This window comes from Azospirillum formosense (assembly GCF_013340925.1).
Lineage (GTDB): Bacteria > Pseudomonadota > Alphaproteobacteria > Azospirillales > Azospirillaceae > Azospirillum > Azospirillum formosense.
On record NZ_WHOR01000007.1, the window covers coordinates 22,251 to 45,417 of the forward strand.

Sequence of the window (23,167 nt, forward strand, 5' to 3'; positions counted from 1 at the left end):
CGCCATGACCGAGACGACAATCACCGAGACGATCCTGGTCATCAACGCCGGTTCCTCCAGCATCAAGTTCCAGCTGTTCGATGCGGCGGACGGGACGCTGCCGGTGCGCCTGCGCGGCCAGATCGAGGGGATCGGCACGACGCCCCGGCTGGTTGGTCAGGACGGCAGTCTTCCCTTGCCGGCCGAATGCGGTGACGGGGTACCCGGCGCGCTGGCCTTTCTCGGCGCGTGGCTGCGGGAGCGGCTGGGCGGTGCCATGCCCGTGGCGGTCGGGCATCGGGTGGTTCACGGCGGGCCGGCCTACGACAGCCATGTGGCGGTGGACGACGCGGTGATCGGCACGCTGGAGACCTACGTTCCGCTCGCCCCGCTCCACCAGCCGAACAATCTGGCGCCGATCCGGGCGATCCGGAAACTCTTGCCGGACGTGCTTCAGGTGGCTTGCTTCGACACGGCCTTTCACCGGCACCATTCCGAGCTGGCCGACCGCTACGCCATCCCGGAGGCCCTCCACCGGGAGGGTGTGCGGCGCTACGGCTTTCATGGGCTGAGCTACGAATACATCGCCGGGCGTCTGCCGGACCTCGCCCCCGGCATCGCCGGCGGGCGGGTCGTCGTCGCGCATCTCGGCAGCGGAGCCAGCATGTGCGCCATCCGGGACGGGCGCAGCGTCGACAGCACCATGGGCTTCACCGCGCTGGACGGGCTGCCGATGGGCACGCGGCCGGGGCAACTGGACCCCGGCGTCGTCCTGTACCTGATGGACAAGGGCATGGACGCCCGCGCCATCGAACGGCTGCTGTACCACGACTGCGGCCTGAAGGGACTGTCCGGCATCAGCAACGACGTCCGCGACCTGCTGGCCAGCACCGATCCACGCGCCAGGCTTGCGCTGGACTGCTTCGTCTACCGGGCGAGCCTCGCCATCGGAACGCTGGCCGCCGCCATGGGGGGCATCGACGGGCTCGTGTTCACGGCCGGCATCGGCGAACGGGCGCCGGCCATCCGCAAGGCCATCGCGGAGCGGGCGCGCTGGCTTGGCTTCGACCTCGACGAGGCGGCCAACGCCGCGAACGCGCTGTGCATCACGACGCCGGACAGCCGTGTCAAAGGCTGCGTCATCCCGACCGACGAGGAACGGATGATCGCGCTCCACACCCGCGCCATCCTCCGCCGCCACCGCTCCGCCTGACACGGACCCGAGAAGGAGAGAGGCATCATGTCCTGGCTATCCGGGTTTGGGTCATTCGGGCTTGGGTCATCCAGATCGGCGATCCTCGCCGGCCTCCTGCTTCTCGGCTGCGAGCAGCCGACGCCGCCGCCGGCCGAGGCGACGCTGATCCGCGCGCTGCCGGTGCAGGTGAGCCAGTTCGACCGCACCGCCGCGCTGACCGGTGAAATCCAGGCCCGTCACGAGAGCAACCTCGGCTTCCGCGTCGGCGGCAAGGTGGTTGAGCGGCTGGTGGACGTCGGGCAGGCGGTCACGTCCGGGCAACTGCTGGCGCGGCTGGACAACCAGGACCAGACCAACGCCGTGAGGTCCGCCGAATCCGACGTGGCGGCAGCGCGCGCCGCCGTCGAGCAGAGCCGGACGCAGGAAGAGCGCCAGCGCTCCCTGCTCGCCAACGGCTTCACCACCCGGGTCCAGTACGACAACGCCCTGAAGCGCTACCAGCAGGCGCAGGCCGAGCTGAACTCCGCCGAGGCGCAGCTGGGCTCGGCCCGGGACACGCTGTCCTACACCGAACTGCGCGCCGACCGCGACGGCGTCATCACGGCGAAGGCGGCGGAACCCGGCCAGGTGGTCGCCGTCGGCCAGACCGTGCTGCGGTTGGCCGACCCGAATGAGCGGGAAGCGGTCTTCCAGGTGCCGGGCGCCAGCATCCGGCTGGAAGGACGGGAGGGCCTGCCGACGGTCGAGGTGAGGCTCGTCAACGATGCGAAGGCCGTCACCGAGGGAACGATCCGTGAGGTGTCTCCGGGGGTCGACCCGGTGACCCGGACCTACACCGTGAAGGTTTCCCTGCCCAACGCCCCCGACGCCTTCCTGCTCGGCTCCTCCGTCGTCGGGCGGGCCAAGCTGCCGGCGCGGCCGGTGGTCAATCTGCCGTCCTCGGCGCTGTTCCAGACGGAGAATGGAAAACCGGCGGTCTGGGTCGTGGCGAGGCCGGCCGACACGGTGAGCCTGCGTCCCGTCTCCGTCCTGCAATACGACACCGGCACGGTCACCGTCTCCAGCGGCCTCAGCGATGGCGATCTGGTGGTGATCGGCGGCGTCCAGAAGCTGCGGCCGGACCAGAAGGTCACCATCAAGCAGGGGAGCGGCGCATGACCCGCATCGCGCGACCAACCATGCGGCCCCCAGGCATGCGGCAGCCTACCACGAACCCGCTTCTCATCGCGCTGCTGGCCCTGGCCCCGACACTGGCGGCCTGTCAGCCGCAGGGCGGCCATCACGCCGACGCGGCGCCGGTGATCCGCCCGGTGCGGACCATCACCGTGGAGCCGGTGACCTTCCGGATGGGCGGCTCCGCCACCGGAACCATCGAGGCGCGGGCCGACGCCGACCTTGGCTTCCGCATCGCCGGAAAGCTGGTCGAGCGACAGGTCGATGTCGGCAGTCTGGTCAAGGCCGGCGACGTGCTGGCCCGGCTGGACGACCAGGACCAGCGCAACGCGCTGCGGACCGCCGAGGCGAACCTCGCCTCCGCGCAGGCCGATCAGGTGCAGGCGCGCAACGAGGAGGCCCGCAAGCGGGAACTGCTGGCCAACGGCAACGCCCCCCAGGCGCAGTACGACGCGGCGCTGCTGGCGATGCGCACCGCCGACGCCAAGGTCGTCGCGACGCAGGCGGCGCTGCAATCGGCCCGCGACCGGGTCGGCTACACGGAGCTGCGGGCGGATCGGGACGGCGTGGTGACCACCATCGGGGCCGAGCCCGGACAGGTGGTCGAAGCCGGCCAGATGGTGGTGCGCGTCGCCCAGCCGGAGCAGCGCGAAGCCGTCTTCAACGTCGCCGAGACCGGCATCCGGGCGGCGCCGAAGGACCCGGTGATCGAGGTCTCGCTGGCCGGCGCACCGGACATCACGGCGGTGGGCCGCGTCCGCGAGATCTCGCCCCAGGCCGATCCCGTCACCCGGACCCACACCGTCCGGATCGCGCTGGACAACCCGCCCGACGCCCTGCGCCTCGGCGCGACCGTCATCGGGCGCCTGAAGCAGCCCCCCACCCCGGTGGTCGAACTGCCGGGAACGGCGCTGTTCGAGGAGGCGGGGCGGAGCTTCGTCTGGCTCGTCGACCCGAAGGCCCAGACCGTCCGGCGCCAGCCGGTCGTGATCCGGCCCAGGGACGGCGCCAGGGAAAGCGATGGCCCGGTCATCGTCACCGAGGGCCTGACCCGCGGCGATGTCGTGGTCACCGCCGGCGTGCACAGCCTGAGCGAAGGCCAGCGGGTGCGGTTCAACCAGAAAATCGAAACGGCGGCGGCACCATGACCGGCTTCAATCTCTCCGAGTGGGCTCTGCGCCACCGCTCCTTCGTCTGGTACCTGATCATCTCGCTGACGGTGGCGGGCGGCATGGCCTACATGCGCCTCGGCCGCGAGGAGGACCCGGCCTTCACGATCAAGACCATGGTGGTCCAGGCCAACTGGCCGGGCGCCACCATCGAGGACACCATGAAGCTGGTGACCGACCCGATCGAGAAGAAGCTGGAGGAGATCCCCTATCTCGACTACGTCAAGAGCTACACCAAGCCCGGCATCTCGGTCGTCTACGTGAACCTGAAGGACTACACGCCGGCCGAGGCGGTGCCCGACCTGTGGTATCAGGTCCGCAAGAAGATCGCCGACATGAAGTCCACCCTGCCGCAGGGCGTGCAGGGGCCGGCCTTCAACGACGAGTTCGGCGACACCTTCGGCACGGTCTTCGCCTTCACCGCCGACGGCTTCAGCTACCGCGAGCTGAAGGACTATGCGGAGACCGCGCGGGCCGACCTGATGCGCGTGCCGGACGTCGGCAAGATCCAGTTCGTCGGCGTCCAGAACGAGCGGATCTACCTCGACTTCTCGACGCGCAAGCTGGCCGCGATGGGGATCGACCGCGAGCAGGTCATCGCCGAGCTTCAGGCGCAGAACGCCGTGGCCCCGGCCGGCGTGGTGCAGGCTGGCGACGAGAAGATCTCGGTCCGGGTCAGCGGCGCCTTCACGTCGGAGGACAGCCTGCGGGCCATCAGCCTGCGCGCCAACGACAAGTTCTACCGGCTGGCCGATCTGGCGGACATCCGGCGCGGCTACGCCGACCCGCCGTCGCCGCTGTTCCGCTACAACGGGCAGCCGGCCATCGGGATGATCATCTCCATGGCGGCCGGAGGCAACGTGCTGACCTTCGGCGAGGGCATCCGCGAGCGGATGCGGCAGGTCGAAGCGAACCTGCCGGTGGGCATCGGCGTCCACCTCGTCGCCAACCAGTCGGTGGTGGTGGAGGAATCGGTCGCCGGCTTCACCAAGGCACTGAAGGAAGCGGTCGTCATCGTCCTGGTGGTCAGCTTCATCAGCCTGGGCCTGCGCGCCGGGCTGGTGGTGGCGACCTCCATCCCGCTGGTGCTGGGCATGACCTTCATCGGCATGGAGTTCTTCGACATCACGCTCCAGCGCATCTCGCTGGGCGCGCTGATCATCGCGCTCGGCCTGCTGGTGGACGACGCGATGATCACCGTGGAGATGATGATCACCAAGCTGGAGGAGGGCTTCAGCCTCGATAAGGCGGCGACCTTCGCCTACACCTCCACGGCCTTTCCCATGCTGACCGGCACGCTGATCACCGTCGCCGGCTTCATCCCCATCGGCTTCGCCCAGGGCGGTGCGGCGGAATACTGCTTCACGCTGTTCGCCGTGGTGGCGATGGCGCTGCTGTTCTCCTGGATCGTGGCGGTCCTCTTCGCGCCCCTCATCGGGGTGAACGTGCTGCCCAAGACCATGAAGGCGAAGCATGGCGGCGAACCGGGGCGCCTGATGCGGATGTTCCGGGGCAGCCTGCGCCTGGCCATGCGGGCGCGCTATCTGGTGATCGTCGCCACGCTGCTGCTGTTCAGCCTGTCGGTCTTCGGCCTGCGCTTCGTCCAGCAGCAGTTCTTCCCCGCCTCCGACCGTCCGGAACTGCTGGTCAATCTGACCCTGCCGCAGACGGCCTCGATCCGGTCGACCGAGGAGGTGGTGAATCGCTTCGAGAAGGTGCTGGCGGCCGACCCGGATGTCGAGCGGTGGAGCTTCTACATCGGCCAGGGTGCGGTGCGCTTCTACCTGCCGCTCGACGTGCAGCTGGCCAACGACTACTTCGCGCAGGCGGTGGTGGTGACCAAGGGCTACAAGGTCCGCGAGGCCGTCCGCGCCCGGCTGGAGAAGGTGCTGAACGAGGATTTCTCCGACCTGAACACGCGGGTCAGCCCGCTGGAGATGGGGCCGCCGGTCGGCTGGCCGATCCAGTACCGCGTCTCCGGACCCGACGTGGGCGAGGTGCGGGCCATCGCCGCCCGGATGGCCGACACCATCGGCACAAACCCCTACACGTTGCTGGTCAACTACGACTGGAACGAGCCGTCGAAGGTGGTGCGGGTCGATGTGGACCAGGACAAGGCCCGCCTGCTGGGGATCAGCTCCAAGTCGCTCAACCAGGCGCTGAACGCCACGGTGTCGGGTGCGGCCTTCACCCAGGTGCGCGACGACATCTACCTGATCGACGTGGTGGCCCAGGCGACCAACGCGGAGCGCAGCTCCATCGAGACGCTGCGCAATCTCCAGATCGCCATTCCGGACGGCCGCACCGTGCCGCTGGGCGAGGTCGCGACCATGCGCTACGACCTGGAGCAGCCGGTGGTCTGGCGGCGGTCGCGCCTGCCGACCATCACCGTCCAGGCCGATCTGGTCCCCCCGCTCCAGGCCGCGACGGTGGTGCAGCAATTGGCCCCGGCGGTGGACGAGTTGCGGCGCAGCCTGCCGCCCGGCTACTCCATCGAAGCGGGCGGCACGGTGGAGAACAGCGCCAAGGGCATGGCCTCGATCACCGCCGTCTTTCCGATCATGGTCTTCATCATGCTGACCATCCTCATGGTCCAGTTGCAAAGCTTCCAGAAGCTGTTCCTGGTCATCAGCGTGGCGCCGCTCGGCCTGATCGGCGTCGTCGCGGCGCTGCTGCCGACCGGCACGCCGCTGGGCTTCGTCGCCATCCTGGGCGTGGTCGCGCTGATCGGCATGATCGTCCGCAACTCGGTCATCATGATCGCCCAGATCGACGAGCATCTGGAAGCCGGGGAGCATCCCTGGGACGCCGTCATCAACGCCACCATGCACCGCGTGCGGCCGATCCTGCTGACGGCGGCGGCGGCCAGCCTGGGCATGATCCCCATCGCCCCGGAGGTCTTCTGGGGCCCCATGGCCTACGCGATCATCGGCGGCCTGATCGTGGCGACCCTGCTGACGCTGCTCTTCCTGCCGGCGCTGTATGTCGCCTGGTTCCGGATCCGGGAACCGGCGGCGGAGGAGCGCGCCAAGCCCCGGTACGACGAATCCGTCCACCCGCCGGGCCCGGCGCCGACCAAGGGCGTGACGAGCGGTGTGTGACCACCCGCCGATCCACTCCCTCACGCGGCGCGCCTCCGCGGGCATCACCGTCGGCACCCGATGAGCGGGAGCATCAACGAACGATCCAGCGAGGGAGGGGAACATGCCGGACCGGGCTGAACGGCTGGAAGGCGGTCGGACCGCCGAGCAGGTGCGGCTCGACCAGGCGCGCGAACAGGGCGTCCCCTGGAAGACGTGGGGGCCCTATCTCAGCGAGCGGCAATGGGGCACCGTGCGCGAGGACTACAGCGAACACGGCGATGCCTGGAACCACTTCCCGCATGACCACGCCCGTTCGCGCGCCTACCGGTGGGGGGAGGACGGCTTGGCCGGCATCTCCGACGACCGCCAGCGGCTCTGCTTCGCGCTGGCGCTGTGGAACGGGCGCGACGCCATCCTCAAGGAGCGGCTGTTCGGTCTGACCAACGGCGAAAGCAACCACGGCGAGGATGTGAAGGAATACTATTACTACCTCGACAGCACGCCGACCCACTCCTACATGAAGTATCTCTACAAGTATCCGCAGGCGGCCTTTCCCTACAACGATCTGGTCGAGACGAGCCGCCGGCGGAACCGGCAGGACCTGGAATACGAATTGCTCGACACCGGGGTGTTCGACCAGAATCGTTATTTCGACGTCTTTGTGGAATACGCCAAGGCGTCTCCCAAGCGAATTCTGATCGAGATCACCGTGCACAACCGTGGGCCGGAGGCGGCGGACCTGCACGTCCTGCCGACGCTGTGGTGGCGCAACCAGTGGTCACAAGACGACGGTTCCGAGGACACCGCGCGCAAGCCCACGCTTCGCGAAGCCGTAGCGGGCCGCCGCATCGCCGCCCTCGATCCCGAGGAGGGAGAAAAGGCGCTGCATTGCGACGGTGGTCCAGCGCTGCTGTTCACCGAAAACGAGACCAACCGCCAGCGCCTGTTTGGAGTCCCGAACCGCACCCCCTACGTCAAGGACGGGATCGACGCCTGCGTCGTGCGCGGGCTGGCGGAAGCGGTGAACCCGGACAAGTCCGGCACCAAGGCCGCCGCCCACTATCGGCTGACCCTCGCCCCCGGCGAGAGTCGAACCATCCGCCTGCGCCTGGACGCGGACGGTACGGCCGGTGGGATGACGCCCGGCGGAGAATCCGCGGGCGACGATGTCTTCGGCACCGCCTTCACCGACCTGTTCGACGCCCGCCGCCGGGAGGCCGACGCGTTCTACGCGTTCCTCACCCCGCCGTCGTTCACCGCGGACGAGTCCCTGGTGTTCCGTCAGGCCCTGGCGGGCATGTTGTGGAGCAAGCAGTATTACGAATACGACGTCGGCACCTGGCTGAAGCAGCACGGAGCGAACCCGTTCGCGGCGGCCCGCCGGATCGGCCCGCGCAACAGCCAGTGGCACCACATGCACAACGCCGACATCGTGTCGATGCCGGACAAGTGGGAATACCCCTGGTACGCGGCCTGGGATCTGGCCTTCCACGTGCTCGCCCTGACGCTGGTCGATCCCGACTTCGGCAAGCAGCAGTTGGAGCTGATGCTGCGCGAACGCTACCTGCACCCCAACGGGCAAATTCCCGCCTACGAGTGGAATTTCGGTGATGTGAACCCGCCGGTGCACGCCTGGGCGACCATCTTCACCTACCGGCTGCTGAAGCCGCGGAACGACGAGACGGATCGCCGCTGGCTCGAGCAGACCTTCCACAAGCTGCTGCTGAACTTCACCTGGTGGGTCAACCGAAAGGACCGCGAGGGAAGGAACGTCTTCGAAGGCGGCTTCCTCGGGCTCGACAACATCGGCGTGTTCGACCGCAGCGCGCCGTTGCCGACCGGCGGCTGTCTGGAGCAGGCGGACGGCACGGCCTGGATGGCGCTGTTCTCCCTGAACATGCTGGAGATCGCGGCGGAACTGACGAAGACCGACCCGCTCCACGCCGACATGGCCGTCAAGTTCGCGGAACATTTCCTGTGGATCGCCTCGGCGATGACCCGCATCGGCGACGACACCGGCATGTGGGACGAGGAGGACGGCTTCTTCTACGACGTGTTGCGGCTGCCGGACGGACGGGCGGAGCGCCTGAAGGTCCGATCCCTGGTGGGCCTGCTGCCGCTGTGCGCCGTTTGCGTCTTCGACGGCGAGGTCCTGGCCAAGCACCCGGACATCGCCGCGCGTTTCCAGTCCTTCCTGGCCGATCGCCCGGAGTTGGTGGGCGCCATGCACGACCCGCGACAGGTCGGGTTCGACGGGCGCCGGCTTGGCGCCATCCTGAACGAAGGCCGGCTGCGCCGGGTTCTGACGCGCATGTTGGACGAGCGGGAATTCCTCAGCCCCTACGGCATCCGGTCGATGTCCCGGCATCACTCCGACCACCCCTACGTCTTCGTCGTGGGAGGCCAGGAATTCCGCGTTCCCTACCTGCCGGCGGAGTCCGACAGCGGCATGTTCGGCGGCAATTCGAACTGGCGCGGGCCGATCTGGATGCCGATCAACGCGCTGATCGTTCGCGGGCTGCTCCAATACTACGCCTATTTCGGGAACGACTTCCTCATCGAATGCCCGACCGGGTCGGGGAGCATGATGAACCTCTATGAGGTCGCCCGGGACATATCGCGGCGCCTGGAGAGCATCTTCCTGCACGACGAACACGGCAATCGTCCGGTGTTCGGCGGCGCCCGGACGTTCCAGCAGGACCAGCACTGGAAGGATCACATCCTCTTCTACGAGTATTTTCACGGCGACATCGGCGCCGGCATGGGGGCCAGTCACCAGACCGGCTGGACCGGTGTGGTCGCCCGTCTCATGCATGTCTTTGCAACGACCACGGCGGACGGCTTCCTCGGCAACGCGAAGGAAGCCTACGCCGACAGAGCCGTCCACGAACAGCGCGTGTGAGGGTGCGCCAGCCTTCCGGCCGTCATGACCGGTTCAACGTCATGCGGGAGCCGAGGCATCCCCACCCGATGAACGTCTGCAAGATCGACAAGGATGTTTGGACCATCGCGCCCTGAAGGGATCACGAACCATGGCGGACTTCGTTCACGACCGGCTCATGCCGCACGCCGACGCCTCGGAATTCCCGGAGCGGTACGAGATGAGCTACGTCCGCAAGGCGCTCGTCCTGTCGATGATGCTGATCCTGCTGATCGGTTGCTTCGTCGTGCTGCGCCCCTTCATCCCGGCGATCCTCTGGGCCGTCATCCTGTCCTTCAGCACCTGGCCGCTGCACCGGCGGATCGAACGCGCGCTCGGCGGCCGCACAACGCTGGCGGCGGCGATCATGACGCTGATGGTCATGGCGATTCTCGTCGGCCCCCTCGCGGCGCTCGGAATGAAACTGTCGGAAAGTGTTGTCCGGGTCTTCGAGGCGGTTCATGCGGCCATGGACCGGGGACTTCCACCGCTGCCGGACTGGCTGGTCAGCCTCCCGATCCTCGGGGACCAGTTGCAGGGGATCTGGAGCGTGCTGGTGAGCGGCGAATCCAATCTTCGCATGACGCTCCAGCCCTATTCCGGCCAGATCCGCGACTGGGTGCTGGAGAGCGGCGGGCATCTTCTCTCAGGGACGTCGCTGATCGCGCTGAGCGTCCTGATCGCCTTCTTCCTCTATCGGGACGGCCGCACCGCCGTGCGCCGGCTGCGCAGCGTCGTGGGACGGATCGCCGGTGCCCGCGCACGGCAGTCCCTCGACGTTGCCGCCGAAACGATCAACGGGGTCGTCCATGGCGTGCTCGGCACCGCTCTGGTGCAAGCCATCGCCGCCACCGTGGGCTATTGGATTGCAGGAATTCCCGGCGTCCTGTTCCTTGGCTTCGTCACCTTCTTTCTGACGCTGGTGCCGATGGGGCCAGTGTTGATCTGGTTGCCCGCCGCGATCTGGCTGGCCAGCCAGGGTCGCACCGCCATGGCGATCTTTCTGGTGGCCTGGGTCGGTGTTCTGGTCGGCAGCCTCGACAACGTCCTGCGCCCGATCCTGATCGGCCGAAGCAGCGATCTTCCCTTCATCATCATTTTCCTGGGCATCATCGGCGGTCTCGTCGCTTTCGGCCTGATCGGCATCTTTCTCGGCCCGACGCTGCTCGCCGTGGCGTACGGCCTCATTCGGGAATGGAGCGGGGGGAACGAGCCCGGCGACGCTGCGGCGGAGTAGGCTCCCTGCAAATCTCGGAAGTGCGGTTCACGGATGTTCCCGCAAAAATTTATGGTTCCACCGGGAGGTCTTTCACCGCCCCGATCAGGAACTCCTTGTTTCCCTCGGGGCCGGTGATCGGGCTTTCGGTGATGTCCAGCACGCGCCAACCCGGCAAGGCGTCGAGCCATTCGCGGATGCGGTCGCAGACCTCCTGGTGCAGTTCCGGTTCGCGCACCACCCCGCCCTTGCCGACGCGGCCCTTGCCGACCTCGAACTGCGGCTTGATGAGGGCGACGAGCCGCCCGCCCGGCACGGCCAGGGCGAGCGCCGCCGGCAGCACAACCTCCAGCCCGATGAAGCTGGCGTCGCACACCACGATGTCCACGGGATCGGGAATCTCGGCGCTGGTCAGGTGGCGGGCGTTGGTCTTCTCCAGCACCACCACGCGCGGGTCGTTGCGCAGCTTCCAGGCCAATTGCCCGTGCCCGACGTCCACCGCGTAGACCTTGGCGGCACCGCGGGTCAGAAGCACGTCGGTGAAGCCGCCGGTCGAGGCACCCACGTCGACGGCGGTCAGGCCGGTGGGGTCGATGCCGAAGGCGTCCAGTCCCTTGACCAGCTTCAGCCCGCCGCGCGACACCCAGGGATGGTCCTGCCCCTTCACCGACAGCGGTGCGTCCTCGGCGATCGGATCGCCGGCCTTGTCGATGCGCTTGGTGTCGGAATAGACCAGCCCGGCCAGGATCAGCGCCTGCGCCTTGGCGCGGCTTTCGGCCAGCCCGCGCTCCACCAGCGCCACATCCGCACGCACACGCGCCATCTCAGAACTCCCCCATCGAAGAGGGTGGATGCATGGCGCAGGATGCGGCGTTCGGCAAGAGGCGATGGACCATCACAAGCGAAGGACGGTCAGAAAGGCAGGTCCAGGACGAAGCGCGCACCGGGGACGTTCGGCTCCGCGCGCAGTTTGCCCTTCAACTGGCCGGCGAAGGCCCGCGCCACCTTCATGCCCAGCGAGTCGGCGCGCGCCACCTCGAATCCCTGCGGCAGACCGCGCCCGTGATCGGCGACGGTCAGGCGGCGGCCACCCTCCTGCGGCACGAGGCTGACCTCGATGTCTCCCGGACTGCCGGCCGCGTAGGCGTATTTGGTGGCGTTGCCGACCAGTTCGTTGACGATGAGCGCGAGCGGAATCACCGAATCCACCGGCAACATCGCCTGCTCAACCGTCACGGCGATGCGCCGTTCCGGCCCACCGACCGCGAAATGGCTTTCCATCTCCCGGCAGGCATCGCTCAGATAGGCCCCGAAATCGACGAGGCTGCCACGGGCGGCGGCGTGGACGCGCTGATGCGCCTGGGTCACCGTGCCGATGCGGCTGCACGCCTCCTGAAAAGCGCGGCGCATGTCCGGGTCCTTGGCCGACAGGGTCTGGAGCGTCAGAAGGCTGGACACCAGTTGGAGCGTGTTCTTGACCCGGTGGCTGACCTCACGCGCGTGATGGTGGGCGGTCTCGGTCGATTCGGATTCGGCGGGACGCAGGGTGACCAGCAGCGTCGGACCGCCGTCGAGCGCGGCCAACTCCAGGTTCCAGGACACCTCTTCCGGTCCGCTGATTCGCAGGCGGGTGCCCTCGGCTCTGCTCAGCGCCTCGGCGATCCGATCGGCGGAAACCTCCGGGAATCGGTCCGCCAAGGGATGACCCGCTTCCAAGCCCAGGGCGCGCATGGTCGCGTTGGCGTAAAGACAACGGAAGGATGCGCCGTCGATCACGGCGGTGGGCATCGGCGACGTTTCAACGATGGACCGGAACATCTCCGGACCATCCTGAGCCGAAGCTCTGTTTTCGTCGGATGCGCGCCCAGCGCCCGCTGCAAACACCTGAGGCATGTTCGACAACATCCAGTCCCGGCCGATACGTTAATTATCTATTGTTTTCGAATTGTAAGACAGCGATCCCAGCCGCACCAGAGAAAGCGCCCCGCCCGACCTTAGGCTAATGGCATTAGCTCCTTCGACCAGGGTCGAATCGGTGACGCTTTCCTTCCGGATTCAGGCTCGCACCGCCGCCGCCTCGATCCCCAGCGCCTGCAAGGCGGTGGCGACGATGTGGCGGGCGGTCAGCCCGGCTTCCTCATATTGCTTGGCTGGGCTGTCATGGTCGAGGAAACGGTCGGGCAGGACCATCGGGCGGATCTTCAGGCCGCCGTCCAGCAGCCCGGTCATCGCCAGATGCTGCAGCACGAAGCTGCCGAAACCTCCGACCGAGCCCTCCTCGATGGTGATCAGCACCTCGTGCTCCAGCGCCAGACGGCGCACCAGCTCCTCGTCCAGCGGCTTGGCGAAGCGCGCGTCGGCCACCGTCGTCGACAGGCCCCGCGCGCCCAGCTCCGCCGCCGCCTTGCGCGCCTCGGCCAGACGCGTGCCGTAGCTGAGGATCGCCACCTTGGTGCCTTCCTGGAGGATGCGCCCCTTGCCGATGGGCAGCACCTCGCCACGCTCCGGCAGCTCCAGCCCCACCCCCTCGCCGCGCGGGTAGCGCAGCGCCGAGGCGCGGTCGTCGATGGCGGCGCTGGTCGCCACCATGTGCATCAGCTCCAGCTCGTCCGCCGCCGCCATCAGCACGATGTCGGGCAGACAGCCGAGATAGGCGACGTCGAAGGCCCCGGCGTGGGTCGCCCCATCCGCCCCGACCAGACCGGCGCGGTCGAGCGCGAAGCGCACCGGCAGGCGCTGCAGCACCACGTCGTGCACCACCTGGTCGTAGGCGCGCTGCAGGAAGGTCGAGTAGATCGCGCAGAAGGGCTTGAAGCCCTCGGTCGCCAGCCCGGCGGCGAAGGTCACGGCATGCTGCTCGGCGATGCCGACGTCGAAGCAGCGGTCGGGGAAGCGCTGGCCGAACAGGTCGAGCCCGGTGCCCGACGGCATGGCCGCGGTGATGCCGAGGACCCGGGAGTCGCGCTCGGCCTCGGCGATCAGGGCGTTGGCGAAGACGCGGGTGTAGGTCGGGGCGTTGGACTTGGGCTTGGACTGGGCGCCGGTCACGACGTCGAACTTGGCGACCGCGTGCAGCTTGTCGGCCGAGGCCTCGGCGGGGCCGTAGCCCTTGCCCTTCTTGGTGACGACGTGGATCAGGACCGGCTTGTCGTCCTCGGCGTCGCGCACGTTCTGCAGGACCGGCAGCAGATGGTCCAGATTGTGCCCGTCGATCGGCCCGATGTAGTAGAAGCCCATCTCCTCGAACAGCGTGCCGCCGGTGACCATGCCGCGGGCGTACTCTTCCGCCCGCCGCGCCGCCGTGCGCAGCGGACGCGGCAGCTGCTCCGCGATGTCCTTGGCCAGATGGCGCAGGCTGAGATAGGGCTTCGACGAAATCAGCCGCGACAGGTACGCGCTCATCGCGCCGACCGGCGGGGCGATGGACATGTCGTTGTCGTTCAGGATGACGATCAGCTTGCTGTTCGCCGACCCGGCGTTGTTCATCGCCTCATAGGCCATGCCGGCGCTCATGGCGCCGTCGCCGATCACGGCGACCACATGGTTGTCGCGGCCCAGCTGGTCGCGCGCCACCGCCATGCCCAGCCCCGCCGAGATGGAGGTGGAGCTGTGGCCGGCGCCGAACGGGTCGTATTCGCTCTCCGACCGGTTGGTGAAGCCCGACAGCCCGCCGCCGGTGCGCAGCGTGCGGATGCGGTCGCGGCGGCCGGTCAGGATCTTGTGCGGGTAACACTGGTGCCCGACGTCCCAGATCAGCCGGTCGGCCGGAGTCTGGAACACGTAATGCAGGGCGACGGTCAGTTCGACCACCCCCAGCCCGGCGCCCAGATGCCCGCCGGTCACCGACACCGCGCTGATGGTCTCCGTTCGCAACTCGTCGGCCACCTGCCGGAGTTGTTCGGGCTTGAGCGCCCGCAGATCGGCGGGGGTGTGGACGAGGTCGAGAAGCGGCGTCTTGTCGTTGGGGGTCACGTTGGAAACGTCCTCCGTTCAGGTCCGCCGCGCGACGACGAAGTCGGCGACCGCTTTGAGGATATCGGCGCGCCCGTCGAAGATCTCCAGGTGCGCCTTGGCCTGGACAGCCAGCATCGCGGCCTGCGAGCGGGCGCGGTCCCGCCCGAGGATGGACACGAAGGTCGATTTTCCGGCCTCCGCGTCGCGCCCGACCGACTTGCCGGTCTCCGCCTCCGTGCCTTCCACGTCCAGCAGGTCGTCGACGATCTGGAAGGCCAGCCCGAGATCGTGGGCGTAGGCGCGCAGCGCGAGGCGCTGCGGCGGCGGGGCCTTGCCCAGGATGCCGCCGGCCTCGCAGGAGAAGGCGATCATGTCGCCGGTCTTCATGCGCTGGAGCCGTGTCGTCGTGCCGAGGTCGAAGGTCTCATGCTCGGCGATCAGGTCGAGCATCTGGCCGCCGACCATGCCGTGCGGCCCGGCGGCCTTGGCCAGCGCCGCCACCAGCTGGCAGCGCACGTTCGGGTCCTCGTGGGTGGCCGGATCGGCCAGCACCTCGAAGGCGTAGGTCAGCAGCCCGTCGCCGGCCAGGATCGCGGTGGCCTCGTCGAACTTGCGGTGCACGGTCGGCTGGCCGCGGCGCAGGTCGCCGTCGTCCATCGCCGGCAGGTCGTCGTGGACCAGCGAGTAGCTGTGGACGAACTCCACGGCCACGGCGACGCGCAGCGCGCAGTCCGGGTTGACGCCGAACAGGGCGGCGGACTGGCAGACCAGGAAGGGACGCAGCCGCTTGCCGCCATTCAGGCAGCCGTAGCGCATCGCCTCCAGCACGCGCGATTCGGGGAGGTCGGTGGTCGGCAGAAGGTGCAGGATCGCACGCTCCACATCCGCCGCCATGTCGGCCATGGCTGTCTTGAGGTCGGTCTGCACGTCAGTCGATCCGGGCGGGTTCGGTGCCGAGGGTGCCGTCGGCGGCAACGGTGATGCGGTCGATCTTGGCCTGGGCCTCCCGCAGCTTGGCCTCGCAATGCCGCTTCAGCGCGGTGCCGCGCTCGTAGGAGGAGATTGCGTCGTCGAGCTTGCCGCGCCCGTCTTCGAGCTGGCGCACGATGCGCTCAAGCTCGGCCAGCGCGTCCTCGAAGCTGAGGGCGGCGATGTCGGGGGGAATGTGAGCGAGGTCAGCCATGATCCATCCGGCCAATGATCCATACGATGGGGTGCCCGCGATGGGACCGAAAACCGAAATTATGGCTCAGCCCCCAAATGCGCAAGGCCCGCGGCGGGCGTATCACACTCCCACCACGGGCCTAGCCGGAAGAATCGGCCGGAAGAATCGGAAAGCTCAGCAATACATCAATTCGCGCACATGCGCCGCGGTGGCCGACGCCAGGGCACGCAGATTGTAGCCGCCCTCCAGCACGGACACGACGCGGGCGCCGCAGTGGGTGCGGGCCAGATCGCCCAGCTTGCGCGTGGCCCAGGCGAAGTCGTCGTCGGTCAGGTGGAGCCCGGCCAGAGGATCACGCGAATGGGCGTCGAACCCGGCGGAGATGATCAGCAGGTCCGGTTTGAAATGGTCGATGGCCGGCAGGATGATGTGGGTCATCGCGTGCCGGAACTCCGGCGAACCGGACATGGCGGCGAGCGGCGCGTTGACGCAGTTGCCGTAATCGCCCTTCTCCCCCGCGTCGCCCGTGCCCGGATAGAGCGGCGACTGGTGGGTGGAGCAATAGAGCAGGTCCGGGTCCCGCTGGAAAATGTCCTGCGTGCCGTTGCCGTGGTGGACGTCGAAGTCCATCACCGCCACCCGCTGCAGCCCGTGCGCCGCCCGCGCGTGGTAGGCACCGACCGCGGCGTTGTTGAACAGACAGAAGCCCATGGCCTTTTCATGCTCGGCATGATGCCCCGGCGGGCGCACGGCGCAGAAAGCGTTGCGCGAATGGCCCGACGCCACCGCGTCCACCGCCGCGACCACCGCGCCGGCGGCGCGCAGCGCGGCCTCGCCCGAACCGGGGGAGATCACCGTGTCGGCGTCGATGCCGGCGTGCTCCTGCTCGGGCACCAGGGCCAGGATGCGCTCGATATGCTCCCGCGGGTGCGCCCGCGAGAGCTGCTCGAGGGTGGCGAGCGGCGCCTCCTGCCGCTCCAGCATGTAGAATTCTTCGGTCTCAAGGGCCGCCAGCACCGCACGAAGCCGGTCGGCGCATTCCGGATGGCCCAGCCCTGTGTCGTGGTCCAGGCAGGCGGCGTGGGTGAACAGGGTGGTGAACATGCTTTTCTGTCTTTTTCGTTCGTGTTCGAGGCATTTCCCTGCGCCCATTCTTCCTGGATCGCTAATGAAAGTACAGGATGATTGCAGGGCTTATCGTCACATCCCCCAACCGCCGCCTCCACCCCTTTTGCGCGGCGAACGTGCAGGCCACCCTGTTTCGCGACTCCGTCAGGCGCAGCGCTCGATCACGAAGCGGTAGACGCCCCCCTCCTCCACGCTTGCGGCCAGCCGGTTGCCGGTGGCTTCGCAAAAGGCGGCGAAATCCTTGGGCGCGCTGGGGTCGGTCGCCTCGACGGTCAGCGTCGATCCGGGCGGCACCGTCTTCAGCGCCTTGCGCGCGCGCAGCACCGGCAGCGGGCATTGCAGACCCTTGGCGTCGAGCGTCTGGTCGGCCATCGTTCCTTGCACTCCTTCGGGCACCGCCGCAACACGTCCAGACGGTGAGTCTAGAACGGCGGCGCGCGGCCCTCAACCCGTTGAACGGTGATTTCGCGGCCTGGGGAACATTCTTTCGACTACGGGACATCCACGGGTAGACAGCGCGGTACACTCTTCCATATGATTGAACACGAACGATAAACGGCGGTGCTGCGGCGCAAGGGTTGGGCGCAACGGTTCGCTGTTGCTTGGCGTCGACAGAAACGGTCGTTTCATGAACATTGCCGATCTGCAGAGCAACGCACGGCGGGCCAGCACGCTGCTCAAGGCCATGAGCAACGAGCGCCGCCTCCTCATCCTGTGCTACCTGACCGAGGGCGAGAAGTCGGTCGGCGAGTTGGAGGAACTGGTCGACCTCAGCCAGTCGGCGCTGTCCCAGCATCTGGCCCGCCTGCGTCGCGACAAGCTGGTGCGGACGCGCCGCGCCGCCCAGAACATCTATTACTCGCTGAACGGGCACGAGGCGCAGACCATCATGGCGACCCTCCATGAGCTGTTCTGCGCGCCTGTCGCCCGCAAGACGGACGAGGGGTCGCCAACCTCCGCCGAGGAAACGAGCAGCGCTTCGGCCTGAGCGCCGCCCTTCCCGTTTCAGCCCTTCCCGTTTCAGCCTGGCCCGAAGAAGCGCCGCCCGAACAGAAGAACCGCCAGGGCCAGCACCAGCCAGCCCAGAATGAAGGCGCTGCCGCCGGTCGGAGCGGTCATGGCGAAGGGCAGCGGGCCGCTGGCGGCGGTCGCGTAAAGCGTCCCGCTGAAGAGCACAATCCCCGCCACGAACAACCAACCCGACAGGCGCAGCGCCAGGCGCGCCGGGCCGTCGGCGGTGCGCAGCAGCGCGACCAGGGCGACCAGGGCCAGCGCGTGCCACATCTGGTATTGCCCGGCCAGCCGGAACAGCTCCTGCCCGCGCGGGTCGCCGGCCAGTCCGTGGCTGGCATAAGCCCCAGCCCCCACCGCGACGGCGCCGTTCAGGGCCGCGAAGGCCACCCAGAGCCGATCAACCAATCCCATAGGTCCTCTCCACGCTGGCGTTCCCGCATTCCGTCCATTGCGGGCGGCGGGAAAAGTTCGATCTCGTAACCAATTGGCCCACCCTTTGCTTGATGTGGGCCGGCGAGCCATCCTACCCCCACGGGAAACCGGGAGTCTGCGGCGGTTCGGCGCAAATTGATTTGCAAAATGCCAAAGGCTCGTCGTGAACCACATCATTCTGCACCGACAGCCGCTAGACACGTCCCACACCGAGCCGGCGCCACCCAGTTCGCCGGTTTCCCTGGGCACGCCGCCACCGTCCGGGGAGGAGCGCCTGGTCGCCTGGGCCCTGGCCCGCGGCGGACGTCTGCTGGTGGTTGACGACAGCCCGACCAACCGGCTGCTGACCGCGGCGCTGATGCGCAAGGTCGGCTTCACTGTGGACACCGCGGACGGCGGGGCGGAGGCCATCGCCTCCGTCGCCGCGGCGGAGGCCCCCTACGACGCCGTGCTGATGGACGTCGCCATGCCGGAGGTGGACGGCATCGCCGCGACCCTGGCGATCCGGGCGATGGCCGGCCCCCGCGCCATGGTGCCGATCATCGCGGTCACCGCCCACGGCTTCGCCGAGGACCGCGACCGTTGCGTGTTCGCCGGCATGAACGATTACGTGCCCAAGCCGGTCCGCCGCCCTGAACTGCTGGCCGCCCTGAAGCGCTGGCTGGAGCCTGGGGTGCCGGAGGGCGAGACCGTCAGAAGGACGAACCCGGCTCCTTGAGGAACTCCGCCTCCTCCGGCGTCGTCTCGCGGCCGAGGACCGCGTTGCGGTGGGGAAACCGCCCGAAGCGCGCGATGACCTTGCGGTGGCGTTCGGCGTAATCCACGACCTCCGGATCGCTGACCCGCTCCCGGAACAGGGTGCAGGACAGATCCTGGCAGTCCATGTCCTCCTGATGCTCGAACGGCAGATAGAGGAAGATGCGCTCGTCCTCGGTGCATTCCAGGTCGTAGCCCTGCTCCACCACATGGCGGGCCACCGCCAGCGCCTTGCCGTCGGTCGCGAAGGCCCGCGGGGAACCACGGAAGACGTTGCGCGGCACCTGGTCCAGCAGGACGCAGAGCGCCAGGCAGCCGTCCACATCCTCCAGCCAATGATCGTAGCGGCCCGCCGCCGCCGCCTCGTGATGGGGAAGCAGCGTGTCGCGCACCGCCCGGTCGAAGCTGTCGGACTGGCGGAACCAGTAGGGCTTCGTCGCCTCGTCGAACCAGAAATCCACGATCTCGTCGATCAGACTGTCGGTCATCTGCACCACCTTCGCCTGGAAATGGGGTCGTCGGTAAAAGCCTCGGCCACAAAAGAACAGGGCGCCCGAAGGCGCCCTGTCCAGTCTCGATCATCCACACCGGGCTGGGACACGGCTCAGTGCAGGGTGCTCCACAGCTTGCGCTTGGTGGCGTACATCAGGCCGGCCAGCACGATCAGGAACAGGATCACCTTCACGCCCATCTGCTTGCGCGCATCCATGTGCGGCTCGGCGATGAAGGTCAGGAAGGTGCTGATGTCGTGGGCCTGCTGCTGCACCGTCGCCGGGGTGCCGTCGGCGTAGGTCACGCCGTCCGGCATCAGGATGTTGGGCATGCCCACCTGATGGCCCGGGAAGTACTTGTTGTAGTTCATGCCCGGCATCAGGGTCACGCCTTCCGGCGGGTTCTCCTCGAAGCCGGTCAGGAAGGCGTAGAGATAGTCCTCGCCGCCGACGCGGGCCTTCGCCATCAGCGACAGGTCCGGCGGCAGGGCGCCGTTGTTGGCGGCGCGGGCGGCGTTGTCGTTGGGGAACGGCGACGGGAAGCGGTCGGCCGGGATGCCCGGACGCATGAACATCTCGCCGGCGTCGTTCGGACCGGCCTGGACCTCATAGCCGGCGGCGATCGCCTTCAGCTCGTCCTCGTTGAAGCCGATGCCGGCGAGCGTGCGGATCGGGACCAGCTTGGCCGAGTGGCAGGTCGAGCAGACTTCCTTGTAGATCTGGAAGCCGCGCTGCGCCGAGGCCTTGTCGATGGTGCCGAAGACGCCGCTGTGCGACCACTCCTGCTTGGGAATGTGCACCGCTTCCGACGCCTGCGCGGCGCCGGCCAGGCCCAGGGCGACGGCCGCGGAGAGGATGGCAGACTTCAGAGAGCGCATTATGCCTTCTCCATGGGCTTGGCGTGGGCGCCGGCGGCAACGCGGCCACCGCCCTTCAGAACCGGTTCGCAGATGCTGGCGGGGAGCGGCAGCGGACGCTCCAGCTTGCCCAGCAGCGGCAGCAGGATCAGGAAGTGGAAGAAGTAGTAGGCCGTGCCGATGCGGGCGACCAGCAGCCACACGCCTTCCGCGGGCATCGCGCCGGCGTAGCCCAGAACCAGGGCGTCGATGGCCAGGATCCAGAAGAACTGGCGGTAGATCGGACGGAACTTGCAGCTGCGTACCTTGGAGGTGTCGAGCCACGGCAGGGCCGCCAGCACCGCGATGGCGCCGAACATGGCAAGCACGCCGCCCAGCTTGTCCGGAATCGCGCGCAGGATCGCGTAGAACGGCAGGAAGTACCATTCCGGAACGATGTGCGCCGGCGTGACCAGCGGGTTGGCCGGAATGTAGTTGTCCGGGTGGCCGAGGTAGTTCGGGGCGAAGAAGACGAAGGCCGCGTAGAAGATCAGGAACACGACGACCGCGAAGCCGTCCTTGATCGTGACGTACGGGTTGAACGGCACGGTGTCCTGCGGGCCCTTGGCGTCGATGCCCAGCGGGTTGTTGGAGCCGGAGACGTGCAGGGCGGCGGTGTGGAGGACGACCAGGCCCAGCAGCACGAACGGCAGCAGGAAATGCAGCGCGAAGAAGCGGTTCAGCGTCGGGTTGTCGACGGAGAAGCCGCCCCACAGCCAGGTCACGATCGGGTCGCCGACCAGCGGGAAGGCCGAGAACAGGTTCGTGATGACGGTGGCGCCCCAGAAGCTCATCTGGCCCCACGGCAGCACGTAGCCCATGAAGGCGGTCGCCATCATGGCCAGCAGGATCAGCACGCCGAGGATCCACAGGATCTCGCGGGGCGCCTTGTAGGAGCCGTAGTAGAGACCGCGGAACATGTGGATGTAGACGGCGATGAAGAACATCGACGCGCCGTTGGCGTGGACGTAGCGCAGCAGCCAGCCGTAGTTGACGTCGCGCATGATGCGCTCCACCGACTCGAAGGCGATGTGCGTGTTGGCCGCATACTGCATCGCCAGCACGAGGCCGGTGGCGATCATGATGACCAGCATGATGCCGGCGATGGCACCGAACGCCCACAGATAGTTGACGTTCCGGGGCATCGGATACTGGTTGTACTCATGGTCCAGCATCGTGAAGATCGGCAGGCGGCTGTCGATCCACTTCACGACGGGATTCTTGAACTGGGGGGCGTGAGCCTGAGCCATCTTGGGGTCTCCAGAACCTTAAGGGCCGCTTAGCCGAGCCGAACCGCGGTGTCGCTCGTGAAAGCGTACTGCGGGACGACGAGGTTGGCCGGGGCGGGACCCTTGCGGATGCGCCCTGCGGTGTCGTAGTGCGAGCCGTGGCACGGGCAGAACCAGCCGTCGTAGTCGCCGCGCGGATCGGTCGGCTTCTGGCCCAGCGGCACGCAGCCCAAGTGCGTACAGATGCCGACGACGATCAGCCATTCCGGCTTCTTGACGCGGGCGTCGTCGGCGGCCGGGTCGCGCAGCTCGCCGAGGTTGACGGTGCGGGCCTCCTCGATCTCCTTCGCCGTGCGGTGGCGGACAAAGACCGGCTTGCCGCGCCAGGTGACGGTGATCGCCTGGCCTTCCTGGACCGGGGCCAGATCCACGTCGATCGAAGCCAGCGCGAGGGTGTCGGCGGCCGGGTTCATGCTGTCGATGAACGGCCACACGGCCGACGCGACACCAATGGCACCCACGGCCCCGGTGGCGAGGTAGAGAAAATCACGGCGGGAAGCCCCCTCGCCGCCGGGGGCCGCGTGGCCACCCGTCCCGGGCGGATGCGTGGTCTGAGCCATAAGCGTTAATCTCCTCAAGGCATACGCGGCGCGCCGAAGCGCCCTAAGACACGTGGACCAGTGTTTATCACGACTTGACGGGCATGTCCGCTCACTGGGTGGGTGGGTGCGCGCCGCGTCGACCGGGGTTGTATCTCCCGGGTATCCGGGGTGCGGTATACAGTCGCGGCAACGCCTTGAAAAGGTTTTGTCATCGGGACAACTTGTCGCGCTTTGCGGTGCACCATTAGACTTCGCTGAACCAAAAGGGAATTTCATGCGCCTCGTTCTCTTCGAACCGGACATTCCCCAGAACGCCGGGACTCTGATGCGTCTCGCGGCGGGACTCGGCGTGCCTCTGGACCTGATCGAGCCCTGCGGCTTCGTTCTGGACGACCGCAAGCTGCGGCGGGCCGGCATGGACTACATTGACCAGCTTTCCCTGGTCCGGCACAGTTCCTGGGCGGCCTACCGGGCGCTGCCGCAGGGCGGGCGGCTGGTGCTTCTGACCACCCGCGGCGCCGTTCCCTACACCGATTTCGCCTTCGCGCCGGACGACCGGATCATGGTCGGGCGCGAGAGCGCCGGGGTGCCCGACGAGGTGCATGCGGCGGCCGACGCCCGGCTGGTCATCCCCCTGATGCCGCCCGCCCGGTCGCTGAATGGTGCGCTGAGTGCCGCGATGGTGTTGGGTGAGGCGCTGCGGCAGACGGCCGCATTGCCGAGCCCCTCGCCCCTCCCCTCGCCCTGACCGATGCCGGACGCCCG

The 23,167-nt window shown here is 67.9% G+C and carries 21 protein-coding genes; 9 read left to right on the forward strand and 12 right to left on the reverse strand.

Annotation, left to right across the window (positions count from 1 at the left end):
* The first annotated feature begins 4 nt into the window (after positions 1 to 4).
* The 6 genes from GBZ26_RS02000 to GBZ26_RS02025 all read left to right on the forward strand — a co-directional run bounded on the left by GBZ26_RS02000 (position 5) and on the right by GBZ26_RS02025 (position 10,756).
* Entirely contained in the window at positions 5 to 1,192 is a 1,188-nt protein-coding gene (locus GBZ26_RS02000) for an acetate/propionate family kinase (protein ID WP_174437366.1), read from the forward strand.
* A 27-nt stretch (positions 1,193 to 1,219) separates the two neighbouring features.
* Complete coding sequence (locus GBZ26_RS02005) at positions 1,220 to 2,332, forward strand: efflux RND transporter periplasmic adaptor subunit (RefSeq protein WP_174437367.1); 1,113 nt, start codon at positions 1,220 to 1,222, stop codon at positions 2,330 to 2,332.
* 35 nt (positions 2,333 to 2,367) lie between these two features.
* On the forward strand, positions 2,368 to 3,495 hold the full coding sequence (locus GBZ26_RS02010; protein ID WP_174437368.1) for an efflux RND transporter periplasmic adaptor subunit: 1,128 nt from the start codon (positions 2,368 to 2,370) through the stop codon (positions 3,493 to 3,495).
* Positions 3,492 to 6,617, forward strand: coding sequence for an efflux RND transporter permease subunit (locus GBZ26_RS02015; RefSeq protein WP_174437369.1), 3,126 nt, complete (start codon positions 3,492 to 3,494; stop codon positions 6,615 to 6,617). The genes GBZ26_RS02010 and GBZ26_RS02015 overlap by 4 nt, the downstream gene beginning before the upstream one ends.
* Positions 6,618 to 6,720: 103 nt before the next feature.
* Positions 6,721 to 9,501 carry an MGH1-like glycoside hydrolase domain-containing protein gene (locus GBZ26_RS02020; RefSeq protein WP_174437370.1) on the forward strand — a complete coding sequence of 927 codons (2,781 nt, stop codon included), beginning with the start codon at positions 6,721 to 6,723 and terminating at the stop codon, positions 9,499 to 9,501.
* Between the two features lie 130 nt (positions 9,502 to 9,631).
* Positions 9,632 to 10,756 carry an AI-2E family transporter gene (locus tag GBZ26_RS02025; protein ID WP_211104534.1) on the forward strand — a complete coding sequence of 375 codons (1,125 nt, stop codon included), beginning with the start codon at positions 9,632 to 9,634 and terminating at the stop codon, positions 10,754 to 10,756.
* A gap of 49 nt (positions 10,757 to 10,805) precedes the next feature.
* Here GBZ26_RS02025 and GBZ26_RS02030 read toward each other — a convergent pair whose 3' ends face one another.
* The 7 genes from GBZ26_RS02030 to GBZ26_RS02060 all read right to left on the reverse strand — a co-directional run bounded on the left by GBZ26_RS02030 (position 10,806) and on the right by GBZ26_RS02060 (position 17,354).
* A complete protein-coding gene (locus GBZ26_RS02030) occupies positions 10,806 to 11,558 on the reverse strand; it encodes a TlyA family RNA methyltransferase (RefSeq protein WP_174437371.1) in 753 nt (250 codons plus the stop codon).
* An 89-nt stretch (positions 11,559 to 11,647) separates the two neighbouring features.
* Positions 11,648 to 12,553, reverse strand: a complete 906-nt coding sequence (locus GBZ26_RS02035) for a sensor histidine kinase (protein WP_174437372.1) — start codon at positions 12,551 to 12,553, stop codon at positions 11,648 to 11,650.
* Between the two features lie 237 nt (positions 12,554 to 12,790).
* Entirely contained in the window at positions 12,791 to 14,707 is a 1,917-nt protein-coding gene (dxs, locus tag GBZ26_RS02040; protein ID WP_174437373.1) for a 1-deoxy-D-xylulose-5-phosphate synthase, read from the reverse strand.
* 18 nt (positions 14,708 to 14,725) lie between these two features.
* Positions 14,726 to 15,592 carry a polyprenyl synthetase family protein gene (locus GBZ26_RS02045; RefSeq protein ID WP_174437390.1) on the reverse strand — a complete coding sequence of 289 codons (867 nt, stop codon included), beginning with the start codon at positions 15,590 to 15,592 and terminating at the stop codon, positions 14,726 to 14,728.
* Positions 15,593 to 15,617: 25 nt separating this feature from the next.
* Positions 15,618 to 15,872, reverse strand: coding sequence for an exodeoxyribonuclease VII small subunit (locus tag GBZ26_RS02050; RefSeq protein WP_149167076.1), 255 nt, complete (start codon positions 15,870 to 15,872; stop codon positions 15,618 to 15,620).
* 156 nt (positions 15,873 to 16,028) lie between these two features.
* Complete coding sequence (locus tag GBZ26_RS02055) at positions 16,029 to 16,958, reverse strand: histone deacetylase family protein (protein WP_174437374.1); 930 nt, start codon at positions 16,956 to 16,958, stop codon at positions 16,029 to 16,031.
* 168 nt (positions 16,959 to 17,126) lie between these two features.
* Positions 17,127 to 17,354, reverse strand: coding sequence for a sulfurtransferase TusA family protein (locus GBZ26_RS02060; protein ID WP_174437375.1), 228 nt, complete (start codon positions 17,352 to 17,354; stop codon positions 17,127 to 17,129).
* Positions 17,355 to 17,610: 256 nt separating this feature from the next.
* On the opposite strand from GBZ26_RS02060, the gene GBZ26_RS02065 reads away from it, so the two are divergent.
* The gene (locus tag GBZ26_RS02065) at positions 17,611 to 17,970 is read left to right on the forward strand and encodes an ArsR/SmtB family transcription factor (RefSeq protein WP_174437376.1); all 360 of its coding nucleotides are present in this window, start codon (positions 17,611 to 17,613) and stop codon (positions 17,968 to 17,970) included.
* Positions 17,971 to 18,002: 32 nt separating this feature from the next.
* Here GBZ26_RS02065 and GBZ26_RS02070 read toward each other — a convergent pair whose 3' ends face one another.
* Positions 18,003 to 18,407 carry a DUF423 domain-containing protein gene (locus GBZ26_RS02070; RefSeq protein WP_174437377.1) on the reverse strand — a complete coding sequence of 135 codons (405 nt, stop codon included), beginning with the start codon at positions 18,405 to 18,407 and terminating at the stop codon, positions 18,003 to 18,005.
* Between the two features lie 184 nt (positions 18,408 to 18,591).
* On the opposite strand from GBZ26_RS02070, the gene GBZ26_RS02075 reads away from it, so the two are divergent.
* Positions 18,592 to 19,146, forward strand: coding sequence for a response regulator (locus GBZ26_RS02075; RefSeq protein WP_174437378.1), 555 nt, complete (start codon positions 18,592 to 18,594; stop codon positions 19,144 to 19,146).
* Here GBZ26_RS02075 and GBZ26_RS02080 read toward each other — a convergent pair.
* From GBZ26_RS02080 to petA, 4 genes are all read right to left on the reverse strand, one after another.
* The gene (locus tag GBZ26_RS02080) at positions 19,121 to 19,672 is read right to left on the reverse strand and encodes a DUF924 family protein (protein ID WP_174437379.1); all 552 of its coding nucleotides are present in this window, start codon (positions 19,670 to 19,672) and stop codon (positions 19,121 to 19,123) included. The genes GBZ26_RS02075 and GBZ26_RS02080 overlap by 26 nt on opposite strands.
* 116 nt (positions 19,673 to 19,788) lie before the next feature.
* Positions 19,789 to 20,553: a cytochrome c1 gene (locus GBZ26_RS02085; protein WP_035676897.1), complete on the reverse strand. Its 765-nt coding sequence runs from the start codon at positions 20,551 to 20,553 to the stop codon at positions 19,789 to 19,791.
* Positions 20,553 to 21,821 carry a cytochrome b gene (locus GBZ26_RS02090; RefSeq protein ID WP_041812444.1) on the reverse strand — a complete coding sequence of 423 codons (1,269 nt, stop codon included), beginning with the start codon at positions 21,819 to 21,821 and terminating at the stop codon, positions 20,553 to 20,555. The genes GBZ26_RS02085 and GBZ26_RS02090 overlap by 1 nt, the downstream gene beginning before the upstream one ends.
* 29 nt (positions 21,822 to 21,850) lie before the next feature.
* Positions 21,851 to 22,420 carry a ubiquinol-cytochrome c reductase iron-sulfur subunit gene (petA, locus tag GBZ26_RS02095; RefSeq protein WP_014198445.1) on the reverse strand — a complete coding sequence of 190 codons (570 nt, stop codon included), beginning with the start codon at positions 22,418 to 22,420 and terminating at the stop codon, positions 21,851 to 21,853.
* A gap of 256 nt (positions 22,421 to 22,676) precedes the next feature.
* On the opposite strand from petA, the gene GBZ26_RS02100 reads away from it, so the two are divergent.
* A complete protein-coding gene (locus GBZ26_RS02100) occupies positions 22,677 to 23,150 on the forward strand; it encodes a tRNA (cytidine(34)-2'-O)-methyltransferase (protein ID WP_174437380.1) in 474 nt (157 codons plus the stop codon).
* Positions 23,151 to 23,167: the final 17 nt, after the last annotated feature.